Origin of the sequence: Veillonella caviae, from assembly GCF_003992125.1 — a bacterium.
Classification (GTDB): domain Bacteria; phylum Bacillota; class Negativicutes; order Veillonellales; family Veillonellaceae; genus Veillonella; species Veillonella caviae.
The window spans coordinates 1-17,262 of record NZ_RQUY01000022.1; the positions used below are offsets into that span (position 1 = coordinate 1).

Annotated in this window: 15 protein-coding genes; 13 read left to right on the top strand and 2 right to left on the bottom strand. The window is 37.9% G+C overall.

The window, feature by feature from the left end:
• Window positions 1–180: 180 nt before the first annotated feature.
• Complete coding sequence (gene rpmB / locus EO120_RS07615) at window positions 181–369, bottom strand: 50S ribosomal protein L28 (protein WP_005386334.1); 189 nt, start codon at window positions 367–369, stop codon at window positions 181–183.
• Window positions 370–589: 220 nt separating this feature from the next.
• Between rpmB and recG the strand changes: the two genes are divergently transcribed.
• From recG to ade, 11 genes are all read left to right on the top strand, one after another.
• Window positions 590–2,632, top strand: coding sequence for an ATP-dependent DNA helicase RecG (recG, locus tag EO120_RS07620; RefSeq protein ID WP_127134886.1), 2,043 nt, complete (start codon window positions 590–592; stop codon window positions 2,630–2,632).
• 128 nt (window positions 2,633–2,760) lie between these two features.
• Window positions 2,761–2,946, top strand: a complete 186-nt coding sequence (locus EO120_RS07625; RefSeq protein ID WP_127134887.1) for a 4-oxalocrotonate tautomerase — start codon at window positions 2,761–2,763, stop codon at window positions 2,944–2,946.
• Window positions 2,947–3,029: 83 nt separating this feature from the next.
• On the top strand, window positions 3,030–4,484 hold the full coding sequence (gene guaB, locus EO120_RS07630; protein ID WP_127134888.1) for an IMP dehydrogenase: 1,455 nt from the start codon (window positions 3,030–3,032) through the stop codon (window positions 4,482–4,484).
• Window positions 4,485–4,499: 15 nt separating this feature from the next.
• Window positions 4,500–5,222 carry a WecB/TagA/CpsF family glycosyltransferase gene (locus tag EO120_RS07635; protein ID WP_127134889.1) on the top strand — a complete coding sequence of 241 codons (723 nt, stop codon included), beginning with the start codon at window positions 4,500–4,502 and terminating at the stop codon, window positions 5,220–5,222.
• Window positions 5,223–5,275: 53 nt separating this feature from the next.
• A complete protein-coding gene (locus tag EO120_RS07640; protein ID WP_241234918.1) occupies window positions 5,276–5,869 on the top strand; it encodes a phosphatidylserine decarboxylase family protein in 594 nt (197 codons plus the stop codon).
• Window positions 5,862–6,533 (top strand): CDP-diacylglycerol--serine O-phosphatidyltransferase, encoded by a 672-nt coding sequence (pssA, locus tag EO120_RS07645; RefSeq protein ID WP_127134891.1) that lies wholly within the window; start codon window positions 5,862–5,864, stop codon window positions 6,531–6,533. The genes EO120_RS07640 and pssA overlap by 8 nt, the downstream gene beginning before the upstream one ends.
• Before the next feature lie 17 nt (window positions 6,534–6,550).
• Window positions 6,551–7,813 (top strand): glycosyltransferase family 2 protein, encoded by a 1,263-nt coding sequence (locus EO120_RS07650; RefSeq protein ID WP_127134892.1) that lies wholly within the window; start codon window positions 6,551–6,553, stop codon window positions 7,811–7,813.
• 8 nt (window positions 7,814–7,821) lie between these two features.
• Complete coding sequence (surE, locus tag EO120_RS07655) at window positions 7,822–8,589, top strand: 5'/3'-nucleotidase SurE (RefSeq protein WP_127134893.1); 768 nt, start codon at window positions 7,822–7,824, stop codon at window positions 8,587–8,589.
• 50 nt (window positions 8,590–8,639) lie between these two features.
• The gene (locus EO120_RS07660) at window positions 8,640–9,869 is read left to right on the top strand and encodes a phosphopentomutase (RefSeq protein WP_127134894.1); all 1,230 of its coding nucleotides are present in this window, start codon (window positions 8,640–8,642) and stop codon (window positions 9,867–9,869) included.
• Between the two features lie 278 nt (window positions 9,870–10,147).
• Window positions 10,148–11,461: an NCS2 family permease gene (locus EO120_RS07665; RefSeq protein ID WP_127134895.1), complete on the top strand. Its 1,314-nt coding sequence runs from the start codon at window positions 10,148–10,150 to the stop codon at window positions 11,459–11,461.
• A 110-nt stretch (window positions 11,462–11,571) separates the two neighbouring features.
• Window positions 11,572–13,248 (top strand): adenine deaminase, encoded by a 1,677-nt coding sequence (gene ade / locus EO120_RS07670; RefSeq protein ID WP_127134896.1) that lies wholly within the window; start codon window positions 11,572–11,574, stop codon window positions 13,246–13,248.
• 205 nt (window positions 13,249–13,453) lie between these two features.
• Here ade and rpsT read toward each other — a convergent pair whose 3' ends face one another.
• Window positions 13,454–13,714: a 30S ribosomal protein S20 gene (gene rpsT / locus EO120_RS07675; RefSeq protein WP_004692998.1), complete on the bottom strand. Its 261-nt coding sequence runs from the start codon at window positions 13,712–13,714 to the stop codon at window positions 13,454–13,456.
• Window positions 13,715–13,874: 160 nt separating this feature from the next.
• Between rpsT and polA the strand changes: the two genes are divergently transcribed.
• Together polA and coaE are read left to right on the top strand one after the other, a co-directional pair.
• Window positions 13,875–16,499: a DNA polymerase I gene (gene polA / locus EO120_RS07680; protein WP_127134897.1), complete on the top strand. Its 2,625-nt coding sequence runs from the start codon at window positions 13,875–13,877 to the stop codon at window positions 16,497–16,499.
• 76 nt (window positions 16,500–16,575) lie between these two features.
• Window positions 16,576–17,187: a dephospho-CoA kinase gene (gene coaE, locus EO120_RS07685; RefSeq protein WP_127134898.1), complete on the top strand. Its 612-nt coding sequence runs from the start codon at window positions 16,576–16,578 to the stop codon at window positions 17,185–17,187.
• The last annotated feature ends 75 nt before the right edge of the window (window positions 17,188–17,262 follow it).

Consider the following 17,262-nt stretch of genomic DNA (forward strand, 5'->3'; position numbering starts at 1 on the left):
ACATGGGGTGATGCTATTGTTTGGAGTGATTTACACTTTTATGATAAAAGTTTCAATTCTTCATGGGATTAAAAACCAACACCTTTTGTCCTATAAGCCATTTATTATCTGGCGAAAATACAAAAATACCCTTGCCATCGGCAAGGGTATTTTTGTTTAAGAGTACATGTACTTTTTATTTTACGCGCGTGTAATTTTATTAGAACGAAGGCAGCGTGTGCATACATTTACTTTTTTTGTAGCACCGTCTACAACCGCCCGTACTCTTTGAATGTTCGGTTTCCAAGTTTTTCTTGTGCGAATATGAGAGTGACTCACATTCATACCGCTAGATGTGGATTTGCCACATACTTCGCAAAGGTTTGCCATAGTTTCCACCTCCAAGCTTAATCTATAACATAACAAAAGTATATTATCATAAACATATGGTTTAAGCAAGTGTTTTTACTAGAGAACTTCATGTTTTGTGAAATATACTACAATATTTGGTATACTATATCTAATATTCTAAACGAAAATCACGAGTTGTGACAAGGTATAGATGTAAATTGGATATACTTTCACAACCATTTATAAATTAAGAGGTCTTATGAACGAAGCATTAACATCTATAAAAGGGGTAGGCCCGGGCAGAGAAAGACAATTACATAAGCTAGGTATAACATCGGTGAATAATTTGCTTACCTATTTTCCTCGCTCTTATGAAGATCGACGGAAAATCTATACAGTGCGTGATTTGTTAGCAGATATGACTGGTGGCGTAGTAGGAATAGTAATGGCTGTACAAGAGAAACGACCTAGGCCTCGTTTATCTATTTTAGAAATTACTATAACTGATAATAGTGGTTCTTTGAAAATTGTATTATTTAATCAAGGGTACAAGAAAAACTTTTATAAAGTAGGGCAAAGGTTATATGTCTATGGCAAGGTAGATGTTCAATATGGTTCTAAACAAATGAATTCGCCACAAATTGAAACTCTTGGTGCTAATGCTATGCCTGATACAGGAATTGTGCCAATTTATCCATTGGTGGACGGAGTTAGTCAATTTGTAGTGAGATCATCGATTCGCAATTGGTTTACTGCTCATTGTGAATTAGATGAAATATTGCCGTCATCTATAGTAAAAAAACATATGATTATGAGTCGGTATGATGCTTTTAAAGCTATGCATTTTCCAGATAGCAGCAATCATTATGAAGAGGCACGTCATCAACTGGCATACGAAGAACTGTTTGTTATGCAATCGGGATTAGCTTTGTTACGTAATAAAGAACAGGTACATCTAGGCCCTAAAATGGGACACGATGGGGTATTGATGAGTCGTTGTATTGAGAATCTTCCTTACAAGTTGACTGGTGATCAGCGACGCGCGATAGATGAAATATCGAAAGATATGCAAGATGAGAGACCTATGCAGCGGCTGTTGCAAGGTGATGTGGGGGCAGGAAAAACCGTAGTGGCTATCTTGAGTATGGTGAAAGCCATAGAGAATGGATACCAAGCTGTTATTATGGCACCTACGGAAATTTTGGCTGCTCAGCATTATGAAGGCATTCAAGATATGTGCAAACATTTGCCTATACGTATCGCACTATTAACAGGTTCTACAACGAAAAAAGAAAAAGACCGTATATATAAAGAGTTAAAAGATGGTTGTATTCAAATGATTATCGGTACCCATGCATTAATACAAGACAAAGTAGATTTTTATAATCTTGGCTTGGTAATTATCGATGAGCAACACCGTTTTGGTGTGGAGCAACGGGCTGCATTACAACGTAAAGGTGGACATCCACATGTGCTCATCATGACCGCTACACCAATACCTCGGACGATGACCTTGTCGGTATATGGTGATTTGGCAGTGTCATTAATTAAAGAAATGCCACCTGGTCGGAAACCAGTGAAAACTTATGTAGTGGATAGCTCTTATAAAGAACGACTTCGTGTATTTTTTGGCAAAGAAATGGCTGCAGGGCATCAAGTATATGTTGTATGTCCTTTGGTAGAAGAATCTGAAAAACTAGATTTACAAGCTGCAGAAGCGTTGTATTTAGAATTAAAAGAGTATTTCTATCAATCTTTTGAAGTGGGACTTGTACACGGTCGTATGAGTGCTCGAGATAAGGAAGAAGTAATGGAGAGGTTTAGTAAAGGGACTATTCAATTATTAGTATCTACTACCGTTGTCGAAGTCGGTGTTAATGTACCAAATGCTACCATAATGTGTATCGAAGGAGCTGAGAGATTTGGTTTGTCCCAACTACATCAATTGCGCGGCCGAGTAGGGCGCGGTGATGTTCAAGCTTATTGTGTGTTAGTTAGCGATTCAAAAGGAGATGTTAGCCGTGAACGATTACAGTTGATGGAGTCTACTCAAGATGGATTTGAGTTAGCAGAACAAGATCTATTGATGCGTGGTTCTGGTCAGTTATTTGGGTTGGCTCAGTCTGGATTACCAGATTTACGAGTTGCTAATATTGTAAAAGATATTGATATTCTTGTTGCTGCTCGTAACGATGTACTTCAATATATTAGCGAAGAGGGAATTACAAATTTAGAAAAAGAGATGAAACCAGAATTAGAAAAAAGATTTGGTGAAAAATTTCTAAGAATATTGTATAATTAAGATGTAGGGCTAATGAAAATATAAGTGTGAATAATACTAGATTTTATCTAGCTTTTCCCCTTGTATATAATGGCCTATTCTCGTATAATAGAAAAAACATTTATTATTGTATCTATGGAGGTGCACCTATGCCACTTATTCACGTTGAGCTTGTAGAAGGCCGTACAAAAGAACAAAAGAAACAACTTGGTGAAGCTATTACTAAAGCTGCTGTAGAAATCGTTAATGTTCCTGCAGAAGCAGTTAAAGTTATCTTTGTAGATATGAAAAAAGATGATTATATGGAAGGCGGCATTTTGCGGTCTGAACGCTAATTCGAGCTACGATTGTCCTGCCTAGCCCATGTGGGCTAGGAGGATCGTAGTTTTATTTTTATTATACGAGAGAGGAAATAACAATGAGAGACGATAAATTTGGTACGCGTGGATTGACATTTGATGATGTATTGTTGGTACCAGCAGCATCTGATGTATTACCTCACGAGGTAAATTTAAAAACACAATTAACGAGAGATATTACATTAAATATTCCAATGATTAGTTCAGGTATGGATACTGTAACTGAATCTCGTATGGCTATTGCTATGGCTCGTGAAGGCGGCTTAGGTGTTATCCATAAAAATATGTCCATCGAGGAACAAGCTCATGAAGTAGATAAAGTAAAACGTTCTGAACATGGTGTCATTGTTGATCCAATTTTCTTGAGCCCTCAAAACCTATTATCCGATGCAGAAGAATTGATGCAAAAATATAAAATTTCTGGTGTACCTATTACAGAACATGGTAAACTAGTAGGGATCATTACAAATCGCGATATGCGTTTTGAAACTGATTTATCTCGTCGTATTGGTGAATGTATGACAAAAGAAGGCTTGGTAACAGCTCCAGAAGGTACTTCCTTAGAGGCTGCTAAAGCTATTTTAAGTCAACATCGCATTGAAAAATTACCTTTAGTTGATAATGATGGTAATTTAAAAGGCCTCATTACTATTAAAGATATTGAAAAAGCAACAAAATACCCAAATGCGGCTAAAGATACTAGTGGACGTTTATTGGTTGGTGCTGCTATCGGCGTATCCAAAGATATGAATGATCGGTTAGATGCCCTTGTGGCTGCCAAAGCAGATGTAATTATCGTAGATACTGCACATGGTCATTCTGCAGGTGTATTACGCACTATTAAAGAATTAAAACAGGCATACTCGCATATCCCAGTTATCGCAGGTAATGTGGCTACAGCAGCAGGTACTGAGGCTCTAATTGAAGCTGGTGCGGATGCTGTTAAGGTTGGTATTGGACCAGGGTCTATTTGTACTACACGTGTCATCGCTGGTATTGGAGTGCCTCAAATCACTGCAGTTTATGAGTCTGCGCAAGTGGCTCGTCGCTATGGTATTCCTATTATCGCTGATGGTGGTATTAAATATTCTGGTGATATTGCCAAGGCGATTGCGGCAGGTGCTAATGTTGTTATGATGGGAAACATCCTTGCTGGTACTGATGAGAGCCCAGGGGAAACCGTTATTTATCAAGGTCGCTCTTATAAGGTATACCGCGGTATGGGCAGTTTAGGTGCAATGAAATTGGGCAGTAAAGATCGTTATTTCCAAACAGAAGTTAAAAAATTAGTTCCAGAAGGTATCGAAGGTCGCGTACCATATAAAGGTATGTTGGCAGATACTATTTTTCAAATGGTTGGTGGTTTACGTGCTAGTATGGGATACTGTGGTTGCCATACAATTCTAGAAATGATTGAAAATACTCAATTTATTCAAATTACGGCAGCAGGCTTGAAAGAAAGCCACCCACATGATGTAAGTATCACCGTAGAAGCACCAAATTATAGTGGTTAATAATGGAGTATTACTTTGAGTAAACGTATTTCAGTATTATCGGTTCCTATTGATTGTATGACGATGAAAGAAACAATTTCTAGAATCGTTAATTTAACTAAAGAACCAGGGTTACATATAGTAGCCACTGCTAATGCTGAAATGGTTATGCTAGCTATTCAAAATCCTGTGTTACATGGGATTTTGAATGCTGCTAGTTTAGTCGTTCCAGATGGAGCAGGCATTTTATGGGCTGCAGAACGCATAGGGGAAAAGGTTCCCGAACGTGTTACTGGTGTAGATATTACAAAGGAATTATTTGGTATCGCATCTATAGAAAATCTTCCTATTTATTGTTTAGGTGCTGCACCAGGTGTGGCAGAACGGGCCGTTAAGAATTTAGAGTCCCAATTTGGTTCTGTTCCATTAGCAGGTATTCATGATGGTTTCTTCGATGAGTCGGAAGAACTTAGAATAATAGAAGAGATTAAAACATCTAAGGCAAAACTTGTGTTTGTTGCATTAGGTGTACCAAAACAAGAACAATGGATTGCTGAAAAATTATCCTCTTTAGATGGTGTTGTTGCTATCGGTATAGGGGGAACTTTTGACGTTTTGGCAGGAAATATTCCGAGGGCTCCTAAGTGGATGCAAGAAAATCGACTAGAATGGTTATACCGATTGTATCTCGAGCCACAACGTATCGGTCGTATGTTGGCGATACCTAAGTTTATATGGACCGTGATTAAGAATAAGTAGGAGCGTGTAAGTTGGGACCAATTATTAAAGATGGATATCCTCTCATAGGAGCTATGCTTATCGCTACTGTAATAACTGTATGTTTGGGGTACTATAGTATTGCGATTGTTTTTTTTATTTTGGCATTATTTTTTGCAAATTTCTTTAGAAACCCCAAACGTGTGATTCCTACAGAGCCAGATGTTATCCTTTCTCCTGCAGATGGAAAGATTATGGAAATTGCAGACGTCTATGAAGATTTGTATCTTCATAGAGAATGTAAAAAAGTGACTATATTCCTGTCTGTTTTTGATGTGCATGCAAATCGGGCTCCTATAGAAGGGAAAATTACATATAGACACTATACAATGGGGAGCTTTTTACCTGCTTTTAAAGAGGAAGTAGGATTTGAAAATGAGCGCCATACGATTTGTATAGAGAATGATAAAACTGAAGTACTAGTTACCCAAATTGCTGGTTTATTAGCACGCCGTATTGTATCTTGGACAGATCTTGATAGTCAACTAGAAAGAGGACAATTATACGGTATGATTAAATTTGGCTCTTGTACAGAAATTTATATGGATAAAAATGTAGAGATTTGTATTGAAAAAGGCCAACATGTTACTGCCGGTGATACGATTATTGGGAGGCTACATCATGAATAAATCAATTATTCCAAATTTATTTACTAGTGCTAATCTAGCATTCGGTGTTATTGGTATTACATTATCGGCTACTGGTAATACTTTTTGGGCTTCCATTTGTGTATTATTGTCTTTAGTCGCAGATGGGCTTGATGGTCGTGTAGCAAGAGCTCTAGGGGTATCAGGTCCTATGGGGCGCGAATTAGACTCTTTGTCTGATGTCGTTGGCTTTGGTGTAGCTCCTGCATATATGCTATACATGAATGAATTGCAAGGTTTAGGATGGCTGGGCTATCTGCCTCTATTGGTATTTTCAGTGCTTGGTGCTTTTCGTTTAGCCCGTTTTAATATTAAAACTGATGAAGTGCATGGCTATTTTGAAGGTTTGCCAATTCCAGCAGCGGGCTGCTTAGCTGCTACTTATGTGTTGTGTGGTGTACAAATACCTCAATTGGGGTTGTTTGTGGCTATGATTGTGGTAGGTATTCTCATGGTTAGTGAAGTGAAATACCCTGATTTTAAAGGTCATAGCGCAGTGCGGACTAATTATATTGCTGTTGCATTAGTAGCGATTATCGTTGCTGCAGCTCTTGTTTATGATTATCATACATGGGCTGTCATGGTTTTTGTTGGATATGTGTTGTTTGGTCTATTTAACACGGCTATTAATTCAGTGCGAAAATAGACTTGGAGGAGTGACTTATGGATTACCTACTGGATCTACTATTGATTCCTATGCAGGTAATAATCGTAATTTATACGGTTTATTATTTTATCCTTGCCGTTATTGGTATGTGGCGCTCTAGAGTTCATAAAAACTATACGCCTAAAAACTCCTTCGCTATTGTTGTGTGTGCTCATAATGAAGAAGTGGTGGTAGGGGAACTTGTAAAAAATTTAAAATCTCTAGACTACCCAGATGAACTGTATGATATTTTTGTAGTAGCTGATAATTGTACCGACAATACTGCTGCTGTTGCTGAAGCGGCAGGTGCTAATGTACATGTCCGTTTTAATAAGGATGAAGTGGGCAAAGGATATGCCATGGGCTGGATGTTTGATCGTGTTGAACAAATGGAGCGCAAATATGATGCATATCTTATTTTTGATGCAGATAATTTAGTACATCCTCAATTTATGTTAGAAATGAATGACCATCTTGAAAAAGGTGAATCTGTTATTCAAGGGTATTTGAATGCAAAAAATCCTACTGATTCTTGGGTAGCTGGTACGTTCTCAATTGCTTTCTGGATGGTAAATCATATGTGGCATTTGGCTAAATACCGCATTGGTTTATCTACAGCTTTAGGTGGTACTGGTATGTGTATTCGTACTGATATCATTCGTACTTACGGATGGGATTGTACAAGCTTAACGGAAGATATGGAGTTCTCTATGAAATTATTAATTCATGGTATCCGTACATGTTGGGCACATGATGCTATCGTATATGATGAAAAAGTAACTACTATGATGGCTTCTTGCAAACAACGGCTTCGTTGGGCGCAAGGCCAATTTGATTGTGCAGGGCGTTATATTCCAAAACTTTTTGCGACAGGTATTAAAGATGGAAATATTATGATTTTAGATGGCATATTTCAAGTGAGTCAACCATATTTCTTATTATTGACTACTGTGTATTTAGTATTTTCTACAATTAATGCGTATATGCCGATTTATACAAATATTTTATATAAAATCTTACCTATGTCCGTGTGGCAAATTATTGGTGTAGGTCAATATTTATTTCCTCTTATTGTGTTACTTAAAATTAAAGTGCCACCTAAAGTGTGGTTCTATTATTTACTATATCCACTATTTGTATATTCTTGGGTACCAGTTAATATTTTAGGTTTTTTTAGACGTCATAATAAAGTGTGGTCACACACACAACATACTCGTGCAGTAGGATTGAACGATGTAAAACTGACACGTATGGGAAATATGAATAAATCTAAAAAATAGGAGAGTGTATGCATATTTTAATGTGTAACGATGATGGTATATTGGCGCCAGGATTACGGCGTTTAGCAGAGTATCTAAGTCAATATCATCGTGTTACTGTAGTAGCACCTGCTACGGAACAAAGTGCTAAATCTCATGCATTAACTACAGAAGTTCCTTTAAAACTAGAGGTACATAGCGAGGATTCAAGCAATCCTCGCCTTTATGCATTAACGGGAACTCCTTCAGATTGCATGAAATTTGGACTTAGCTATTTATTAGCTGACGATATGCCAGATTTAGTTGTGTCTGGCATTAATCATGGATTTAATTTAGGGTCTGATGTATTATATTCTGGCACTGTATCGGCGGCTATGGAAAGTTGTTTCTATGGTATTCCAGGATTGGCATTATCTGTAGAACGATATTCTGATGATCGTGGTGATGAAATGCATCCCTTCATAGGGGAGTTCATAAAAACCATTTTTGAAAATTACAAATTTATGGGTTTATTAAATGTTAATTTTCCTAAAGAGGGGCCTTGTGATTGGGATCATTTTAAAATCGTTAGTCAAGGGGTACAAAGGTATAGCAATATTATCGATGCTCGTATTAATTCTCGCGGTCAAGATTATTACTGGCTTGCAGGTGATTTAGATGATGGAAAAGATGATATGCCTACAGATGTAGAATTAGCAAGAAAAGGTTATATTACAGGTGTAACTTTGACTTGGAAACAACAAAATGATGAAGATATGCATATATTAAAAAATATAATCCACGTTGTTAGTTCTTGATTTAGTATTTCATGAATTATATTCATATCTGAATATGGTGAGGAATATATATGTATAAACGAATTATTCTATTAGTGATGGATAGCGTCGGCATCGGTCATGCATCGGATGCGTCGAATTTCGGTGACGAAGGTTCTAATACATTGGGGCATATTGAAAGCGTCGCTGGTCCTATTCATTGTCCTACATTGAAACAATTAGGTTTAGCTCATATCGCAGATATTTCTTGTGGTGAAAGTCCTATCATTGGTGCTTTTGGCCGAATGGAGGAGTTAAGTACTGGTAAGGATACCACTAGCGGACATTGGGAGATGATGGGGCATCCTGTAACGGTACCATTTCCAACATTTTATGAAGGTTTTCCAAAGGAATTAATGGATACTTTCATAAAAAAAACAGGATATGAGTTTCTTGGTAATGAGGTAGCATCAGGAACGGAAATTATTGAACGTCTTGGTGAAGAGCATATAAAAACGGGAAAACCGATTATATATACGTCTGCTGATTCAGTATTTCAAATTGCTGCTCATGAAGATGTGATTCCTTTAGATGAATTGTATCGTATATGCCAAGTGACGAGAGATAAGGTCTGTGTAGGGGAGTATTATGTAGGCCGCATCATAGCTCGTCCATTTATTGGCAAGCCAGGCCATTTTGTACGGACGTCGAACCGCCACGATTACAGTCGTATGCCGGAGCAACGAATGGTACAACAGGAATTGCAAGTTGCCCACATCCCAACAGTAGCAGTTGGTAAAATTGGCGACATCTATGCTCACGTTGGCTGGGATAAATCGTATCCAACAAAATCCAATGCCCATGGTATGAACATGGTACCGTACCTTATGGGCTCCACCTTTGAAAGAGGTCTCATGATGGTGAACCTCGTTGAGTTTGATAGCCTCTATGGACATAGACGTAACGTAGAAGGATATAAACGAGCCATCGAAGATTTTGACTATCAACTCAGTGGTCTACTACCACTTTTAAAAGATGACGATTTACTCCTCATCACAGCGGACCATGGCAATGATCCCACATGGACAGGTACAGATCACACCCGTGAACGAGTACCATTGTTGGCGTATAGCCCAAGTATGAATTTGCCTAGCAAATTAGAAGATACTCATAAATCTAGTGATGGTAGAACCGCTATTACAGAGGGCGTTGATTTAGGATCCCGTCATAGCTTTGCTGATATAGGACAAACTATATTGGAAAACTTTGGGTTACCCGCTTATCCTGTGGGGACATCGTTTTTACAACAGTTAAAAAATTAATATATTATGAACACTGCCCTATAGTATTAGAAATATTAATTCTATGGGGTAGTTTTATTATGTAATTAATTTTGAACATTCTGTTTATTAAATCTGTAGATACAACTATTTTTAACTTGTAGTATTTAGAAAATAATATATATTAAGATTGCTGCAATCAATAAAAGGCGAATTTTCCTATTTATGCAAATATAAACAGGAAAATTCGTCTTTTGTGTAGAAATGTATACATATAGTTTAGTAGGTATGTTGGTGAAGAACCTAAGGAGGTAGGTACTATGAATGGTACTCATCAAATGAGTATATGGGATAAACTATTCCATATTACAGAACGTGGTAGCACCATCAGTGGTGAATTATTTGCAGGAGCTACGACATTTCTTTGTGTTGCCTATGTATTAGCGGTTAATCCCATTATCTTAAGTGCCGGCGGTATGGATGGGGGTGCTGTATTTACAGCTACTGCACTGTCCGCTATTATTATGACATTGCTCTTAGCCTTTGTTAGTAATATGCCATTTGCAGGTCTTTCTGGTATGGGGATTAACGCATTTTTTGCCTATACTGTAGTAGTCCAAATGGGGCATAGTTTTGCCTTTGCTTTAACGGCACAGCTCATTGCAGGAATTTTATTCCTCATCATTGCATTAACACCGTTAAAGGATCTAATCTTTGATGCTATACCCTATACGTTAAAGATGGCGGTTACGGCTGGTATCGGATTATTTATTACTTTAATTGGCCTCAGTAGTGCAGGTCTCATTGTCAGTTCACCAGCTACATTAGTGAGTCTCGGCGATTTACATACCCCAAATAGCCTCATTGCTATATTGGGTATTATATTAATTGCGGTATTTACTGTGCGAAATGTGAAAGGAGGCATATTCCTAGCCGTCATTATTTCAGCTATTGTAGGCTTTTTTTCAGGTGTCACAGAATTACCAGAAACGATACTGTCTATGCCACCATCATTGGCGCCTATTGCATTGCATTATGATTTTTCTGAAATAACTAGCGTAGATATGATTTTCGTGGTATTTACATTTTTATTTGTTAATGTATTTAATGTTGTAGGCGTTCTCATTGGTTTAACGAGCCAAGCAGAGGTTCTGCCAGATAAACAACTGGCAGTGCAAGGTTCTGCTATGAAAGTAGCTGCTATCGGTACTATTATAGGGAGTGCGCTCGGTACATCGCCACATATTGTAGCTGTTGAATCGGCAGCTGGCATAGCAGAAGGGGGACGTACAGGACTTACAGCACTTACAATAGCTGTGCTATTTATAGCATCACTCTTTGTAGCACCATTATTACTTGTTATCCCTGTAGCTGCAACAGCACCAGTGCTCATTGTAGTAGGTCTATTTATGATGGCATCTGTGAAAGATATCAATTTTGGTGATATATCCGAAGGGTTACCGGCATTTTTGACAATTATTATGATGCCTTTTGCCTATTCCATTGGTGTAGGTATCGAATGGGGCCTTGTAAGCTATGTAGTAGTTAAGGTGCTTTCAAATAAATATAAAGATGTATCAGCCGTGATGTATGTGTTAGCTGCTATATTCATAGTAAAAGAAATATTGGTATAATTGACGTATCATATGCGTGCTCATAAGTTATATATGCTTATGTAGTGTCATTTCTATTCTACAATTTATATTGATGTTTTCCTCGTTCGGAATATATAAGGAGGCCCTCCATGAACTATACAAAAAAACTATCTCACATAGCGCAAGGTTTAGAGCCAGCTCCACTTGTTTTAAAAGGGGCTCATGTGTTGGATGTAGGCAATGAAATGTGGTCTATTGAAGATATTGCTATTTCTGATGGGTATATCATTGGTGTTGGTAAATACGAAGGCCTAGAAGAAATCGATTACACTGGTAAATATATTGTGCCTGGTTTTATCGATGCTCATCTACATTTAGAGTCTACCTTGGTAAATCCTCGCGAGTTGGTACATGAAGCATCTCGTGAAGGGACCTTAACGTATATTGTAGATCCTCACGAAGCAGGTAATGTAGCAGGTCTAAAAGGTATTCAGTATATGATTGACGAAACTCGTGATGCTCGTGGTGATGTGTACGTTATGGCGCCGTCCTGTGTGCCGGCCGTACCAGGGGAAGATAATGGCGCTTTATTAGATTGTGACACTCTTAGTGAATTATGCAATAATCCAGCTATTTTGGGCCTCGGTGAGGTCATGGATTGTTACAGTGTTATCGGTGCCGATGCAGATATGATTGGTAAATTGAATGCTTATAAAAATCGTGTACTAGATGGACATATTATTGGGCTTTCACCAAAACAATTAGCTAGTTACCGTTTAGCAGGGATTACGACGAACCATGAGTGCATTACTTATGAAGAAGCGAAGGAGCAAGTGCGCCAAGGGTTATATGTGTGGATTCGCGAAGGCAGTGCGGCTCATAATCTTGAGGCTATCGTGACCGGCATCGTTGATGCAGAAAGCCCTGTGGACAGATATGGATTTTGTACGGACGATAAACATATTGAGGATATCCGTCGTGAAGGACATATTAGCTACAATATTAGAAAAGCCATTGAGCTCGGTTTGAATCCCATTGAAACGTATAAAATGGCTAGTACCTATCCAGCGCAGTGCTACGGACTCAAGGATATTGGCATGATTGCCCCAGGATATAAGGCGAATCTTGTTATCTTAAATGATGAGTCGAACGTGTCCATTTATGATGTTATATACAATGGTGTTATCATCGACCGTCATGGGGCTTATGAAAGCTCTCGCCGTCCAGTGCCAGAAGAATTACTATATACCATTAATATCGGTGATTTTAAGAAATCCCAATTAAGTCTCGCAGTTGATGGTGAACATCCTGTTATCAATATTGTGCCGGGACAAATCGTTACGGCTAAAACCATTGAATCGGTGCCTAGTGAAAATGGCGTATTTACACCGAATTCTGAGTTCAATAAAATCACATGTATTGAACGTTACAAAGCTAGTGGCAGAAATGGGGTAGGTGTGCTAAAAGGATTTGATATTCATAATGGTGCTATCGCCACATCCTTTGCCCACGATTCGCACAATCTTATTGTCGTTGGTGATAATGATGACGATATGATGATAGCTATTGAGCGTATTAGAAACATTGGCGGCGGCTATGTCATCGTCCGCAGTGGAACTGTGGTTGGGGAATTACCATTAGAAATCATGGGGCTCATTACCAATGAACCGCACCACACAGTGGATAAAAAGGTTGCGGATATGAAAGAAATTGCTTATGACATGGGGATAAGGAGAGGATTAGATCCATTTATCAATTTGAGCTTTTTGGCGTTGACGGTAATACCGGAAATACGAATTACCACTAAAGGGGTTGTAGAGTGCTAGATAATGTATAAAGAGTGGAGAAGTTTTAGCACAATATTGTATTAAAATAACCTCAATACATTAGGGTTTTATACATCTAATGTATTGAGGCTATTTATGATTTACAGATATACATCCTTTAATCACTCGTGAAAATAGAGTGGAAGTATAGAAATAAAAAACAGCCTCTACGAAAAGTCGTGGAGACTGTCATTTCTGCTTTATATTATAAAGCGTTTACTTTAGCTGCTAAATTGGATTTTTTGCGAGCTGCAGTGTTTTTATGAAGTACACCTTTGGAGGCTGCTTTATCAATTACGCTAGTAGCATGAACAAGTGCTTGTTTTGCTTCTTCTACTGCGCCTGCTTGAACAGCTTCAACGGTTTTACGAGCTGCTGTACGAATTTGAGATTTTACAGCGGCATTTTTCGCACGACGTTCAGCATCCGTTTTTACGCTTCTAATACTGGATTTAATGTTTGGCAATTGAGTCACCTCCTTAAAAATCGTTTCTTATACCTGAATGATTATATCATACAAGATATTGACACGCAAGGACTTATATAGGCTTTCTAATAAATATTTTATTAGAATTCATACAGGTGTTCTATGGTATAATAAAAAATAGAATTAAGCGAGGTGTTTTATGAAAAAATTAATGATTATAGATGGCAGTAGTCTCTTATTCCGAGCCTTTTTTGCGCTTCCTCCATTGAAGTCTGCATTGGGGACACCGACGAATGCGGTGTATGGATTTTTGACGATGCTCATTAAATTGTACGAAGAGATTCATCCTGACTATATTGCGGTAGCTTTTGATAAAGGTCGTCAAACATTTCGCACAGAAATGTATAGCGAGTATAAAGGCAACCGTCCAGATGCACCAGAGGACTTACGACCTCAATTTAGTCTGATTCAAGATGTACTAAAAGCTATGGGGATTTGTGTGATTGAAGAGGAAGGTTTTGAAGGTGACGATATTCTTGGATCCTTATCGAAGAAATTTGCCTCTTCTGAGTTAGCTGTGCAAATTATTACTGGTGACCGCGATAATTTGCAATTGGTTAGCGATTGCAGTCATGTATTTTTGACAAAAAAAGGTATTTCCGACATGTTGGAAATCACCTTAGAGAATATGCAAGACTTGTATGGTTATGGGCCAGATAAGGTAATTCAAATGAAGGCTCTTATGGGCGATTCGTCAGATAATATTCCAGGTGTACCAGGGGTGGGCGAAAAAACGGCGTTTAAGTTGATTTCTGAATATGGCGATTTAGAATCCATATATGAAAATATAGATACTATTTCTGGCAAGAAATTAAAAGAACGCCTCTTAGAGAATAAAGAGTTAGCATTTTTATCTCGTGATTTGGCAACCATCAAAACAGATATGGATTTCTCTTATGAGCTTGATGATTTTGTTCAACAATTCCATTTAAGTGAAGTAAAACCGATGTTTGAATCACTGGGTTTTACTAAGTTGACACCTCGTTTGGCGCAGATTATGGGCACTGATGATGGATTTGAAGATATGGGTGGCTTATTTGCGGTACAAGAAGAGGTTTCTTTAGATGAATTAGTAGATGGAACTGCTTTGACTGAATCGTTCTATGAAGGTAAAACCATTGCCGTTCATGTTGTTCTTTCTGGACATGCTCCGTTTAGGAGCATCGTAAATATTTACTTATCCAATGGAGATGTTGTTGTCAAAACAGATGGTAGTGATATAGATTTGCTTACTCATGTATTGAATGGGGCTGCAATAGTGGTCACTACACAGGCTAAGGAACTATTAGAGGTACTTGGTACGGATGCGCCTGCTGACATTCGTTTATTTAATGATAATGGTGAAGCTCGTATTCACGATGTGTCCTTAATGGCGTATCTATTAGATCCAACGCGCACTAACTACGGATATCTTTATTTAACGGAACGTTTTTCTGTATCATCTATTGCTACAGGTAGTGTTGATGTAGAATGTGTGTCAATGGTAAAAGCGCTACTTGCGATGAACAATGCTGCTCTTGATACTATTCGTAGCAATGACTTGTGGAATTTATATAATGCTATTGAGTTACCTTTAATCCACACCTTATTGGTGATGGAAAAGAATGGTATTTATATTGACCCAGATAAATTGGCAGATACAACGGTCCGCTTTAAGACTGAATTAGAGTTGGTTCAACAAGAAATTTATAAGATCGCAGGGGAAACTTTTAACATTAACTCTCCTAAACAGCTAGGCATTATCTTGTTTGAAAAAATGAATTTACCTGTTATTAAAAAAACGAAAACAGGCTATTCTACAGACGCAGAAGTGTTAGATATGCTTCGTAATGAAAGCCCAATAGTAGAGAAAATTTTGCAGTATAGAACTATTGCTAAACTTGTATCTACTTATTTGGAAGGGTTAGCTGTGCTCATCAATCCTAATACGCATCGTATTCATACTACTTTCAATCAAATGGTAACGGCTACGGGGCGTCTTAGCTCGTCTGAACCAAACTTACAGAACATTCCTGTACGTACTGAAAAAGGCCGTGAAATTCGTGCATTGTTCTATCCTGGAGAAGGATTTGATACTTTGGTGAGTGCTGATTATTCTCAAATTGAACTTCGCATTTTAGCGCATTTGTCAGGTGATAAAGCATTGATCAAAGCGTTCACAGAAGGTAAGGATATTCATCGATTTACTGCTGCAGAGGTGCTAGGGAAAGCTCAAGAGGAAATAACTAGTGAAGAGCGATCTCATGCAAAAGCTATCAATTTTGGCATTATTTATGGTATTTCCGATTTTGGTTTGAGCCGTGACCTTGGTATTACACGGGTAGAGGCGAAAAATTACATCGATTTGTATTTCAGTCGTTACCCACGTGTTAAAGAATATATGGACAATATGGTAAAAGAAGCTCATGAAACAGGCAAGGTTCGCACTATGTTTGGTCGGCTTCGCGAATTGCCTGATATTAACAGTCGCAATTTTAATCGTCGTTCTTTTGCTGAACGTACGGCTATGAATACACCAATCCAAGGCACTGCAGCAGATATTATAAAACTGGCTATGAATAAGGTAGAATCCTTATTAGAAGAAAAAGGATTTACATCTCGTTTATTGTTACAAGTGCATGATGAACTTGTGTTGGAGGTTATTAACGACGAATTAGAGGCTGTGAAAGCTCTATTAAAAGAAACTATGGAATGTGTTGTAGACTTACAAGTGCCACTCATTGTTGATGTTCATGATGCAGAAAATTGGGCATTGGTGAAATAATATATTGTTTGAGGAGTAGTTGTTATTACCGTGAAGACGATGTATAGAATTAGATTATACACAAGGTGGAGAGACTATGTTGAAAATTGGTTTGACCGGTGGTATTGCATCTGGCAAGAGTACGGTGTTATCCTATTTTAAAGATAAACATATACCTTTTATTGACGCAGATGTAGTAGCGAGAGAGGTAGTTGAGCCTGGAACACCTGGCTTAGAGGCTATCCGTGATTTATTTGGGGAATCGGTGATTCATCATGACGGAACCTTAAACCGAGAAGCTTTAGGTCAAATTGTTTTTTACGATGAAGAGAAACGTCAACAGTTAAATACTTGTATTCACGGTTTTATTCGTCAACGCATCGATACATTAACAGCACACTATGAATCGCAACTTGTACCTGTGCTTATTTACGATATTCCACTGTTAATTGAAGGCAAATGGTATGAGCATCTTGATACAGTATGGCTCGTATATGTATCACCGAAGGTACAGGTACAGAGATTAATGGAACGCAATGGATATTCTAAACAAGATGCATTAGCGCGTATCGATAGTCAAATGCCTATAGATGACAAGAAGTCCTATGCAGATGTTATTATCGATAATAATGGTTCTATACAGGATTTAAAAACACAATTAGAACAGCTGTGGTATACAGTGTTGAAACCACTATACATAGATATATAATTATTTAACTATGTTTAGTGTTATATATATAATTCTAAAGGATAATTCTAAAGGTAGAGTCCATTGGTTTCTGCT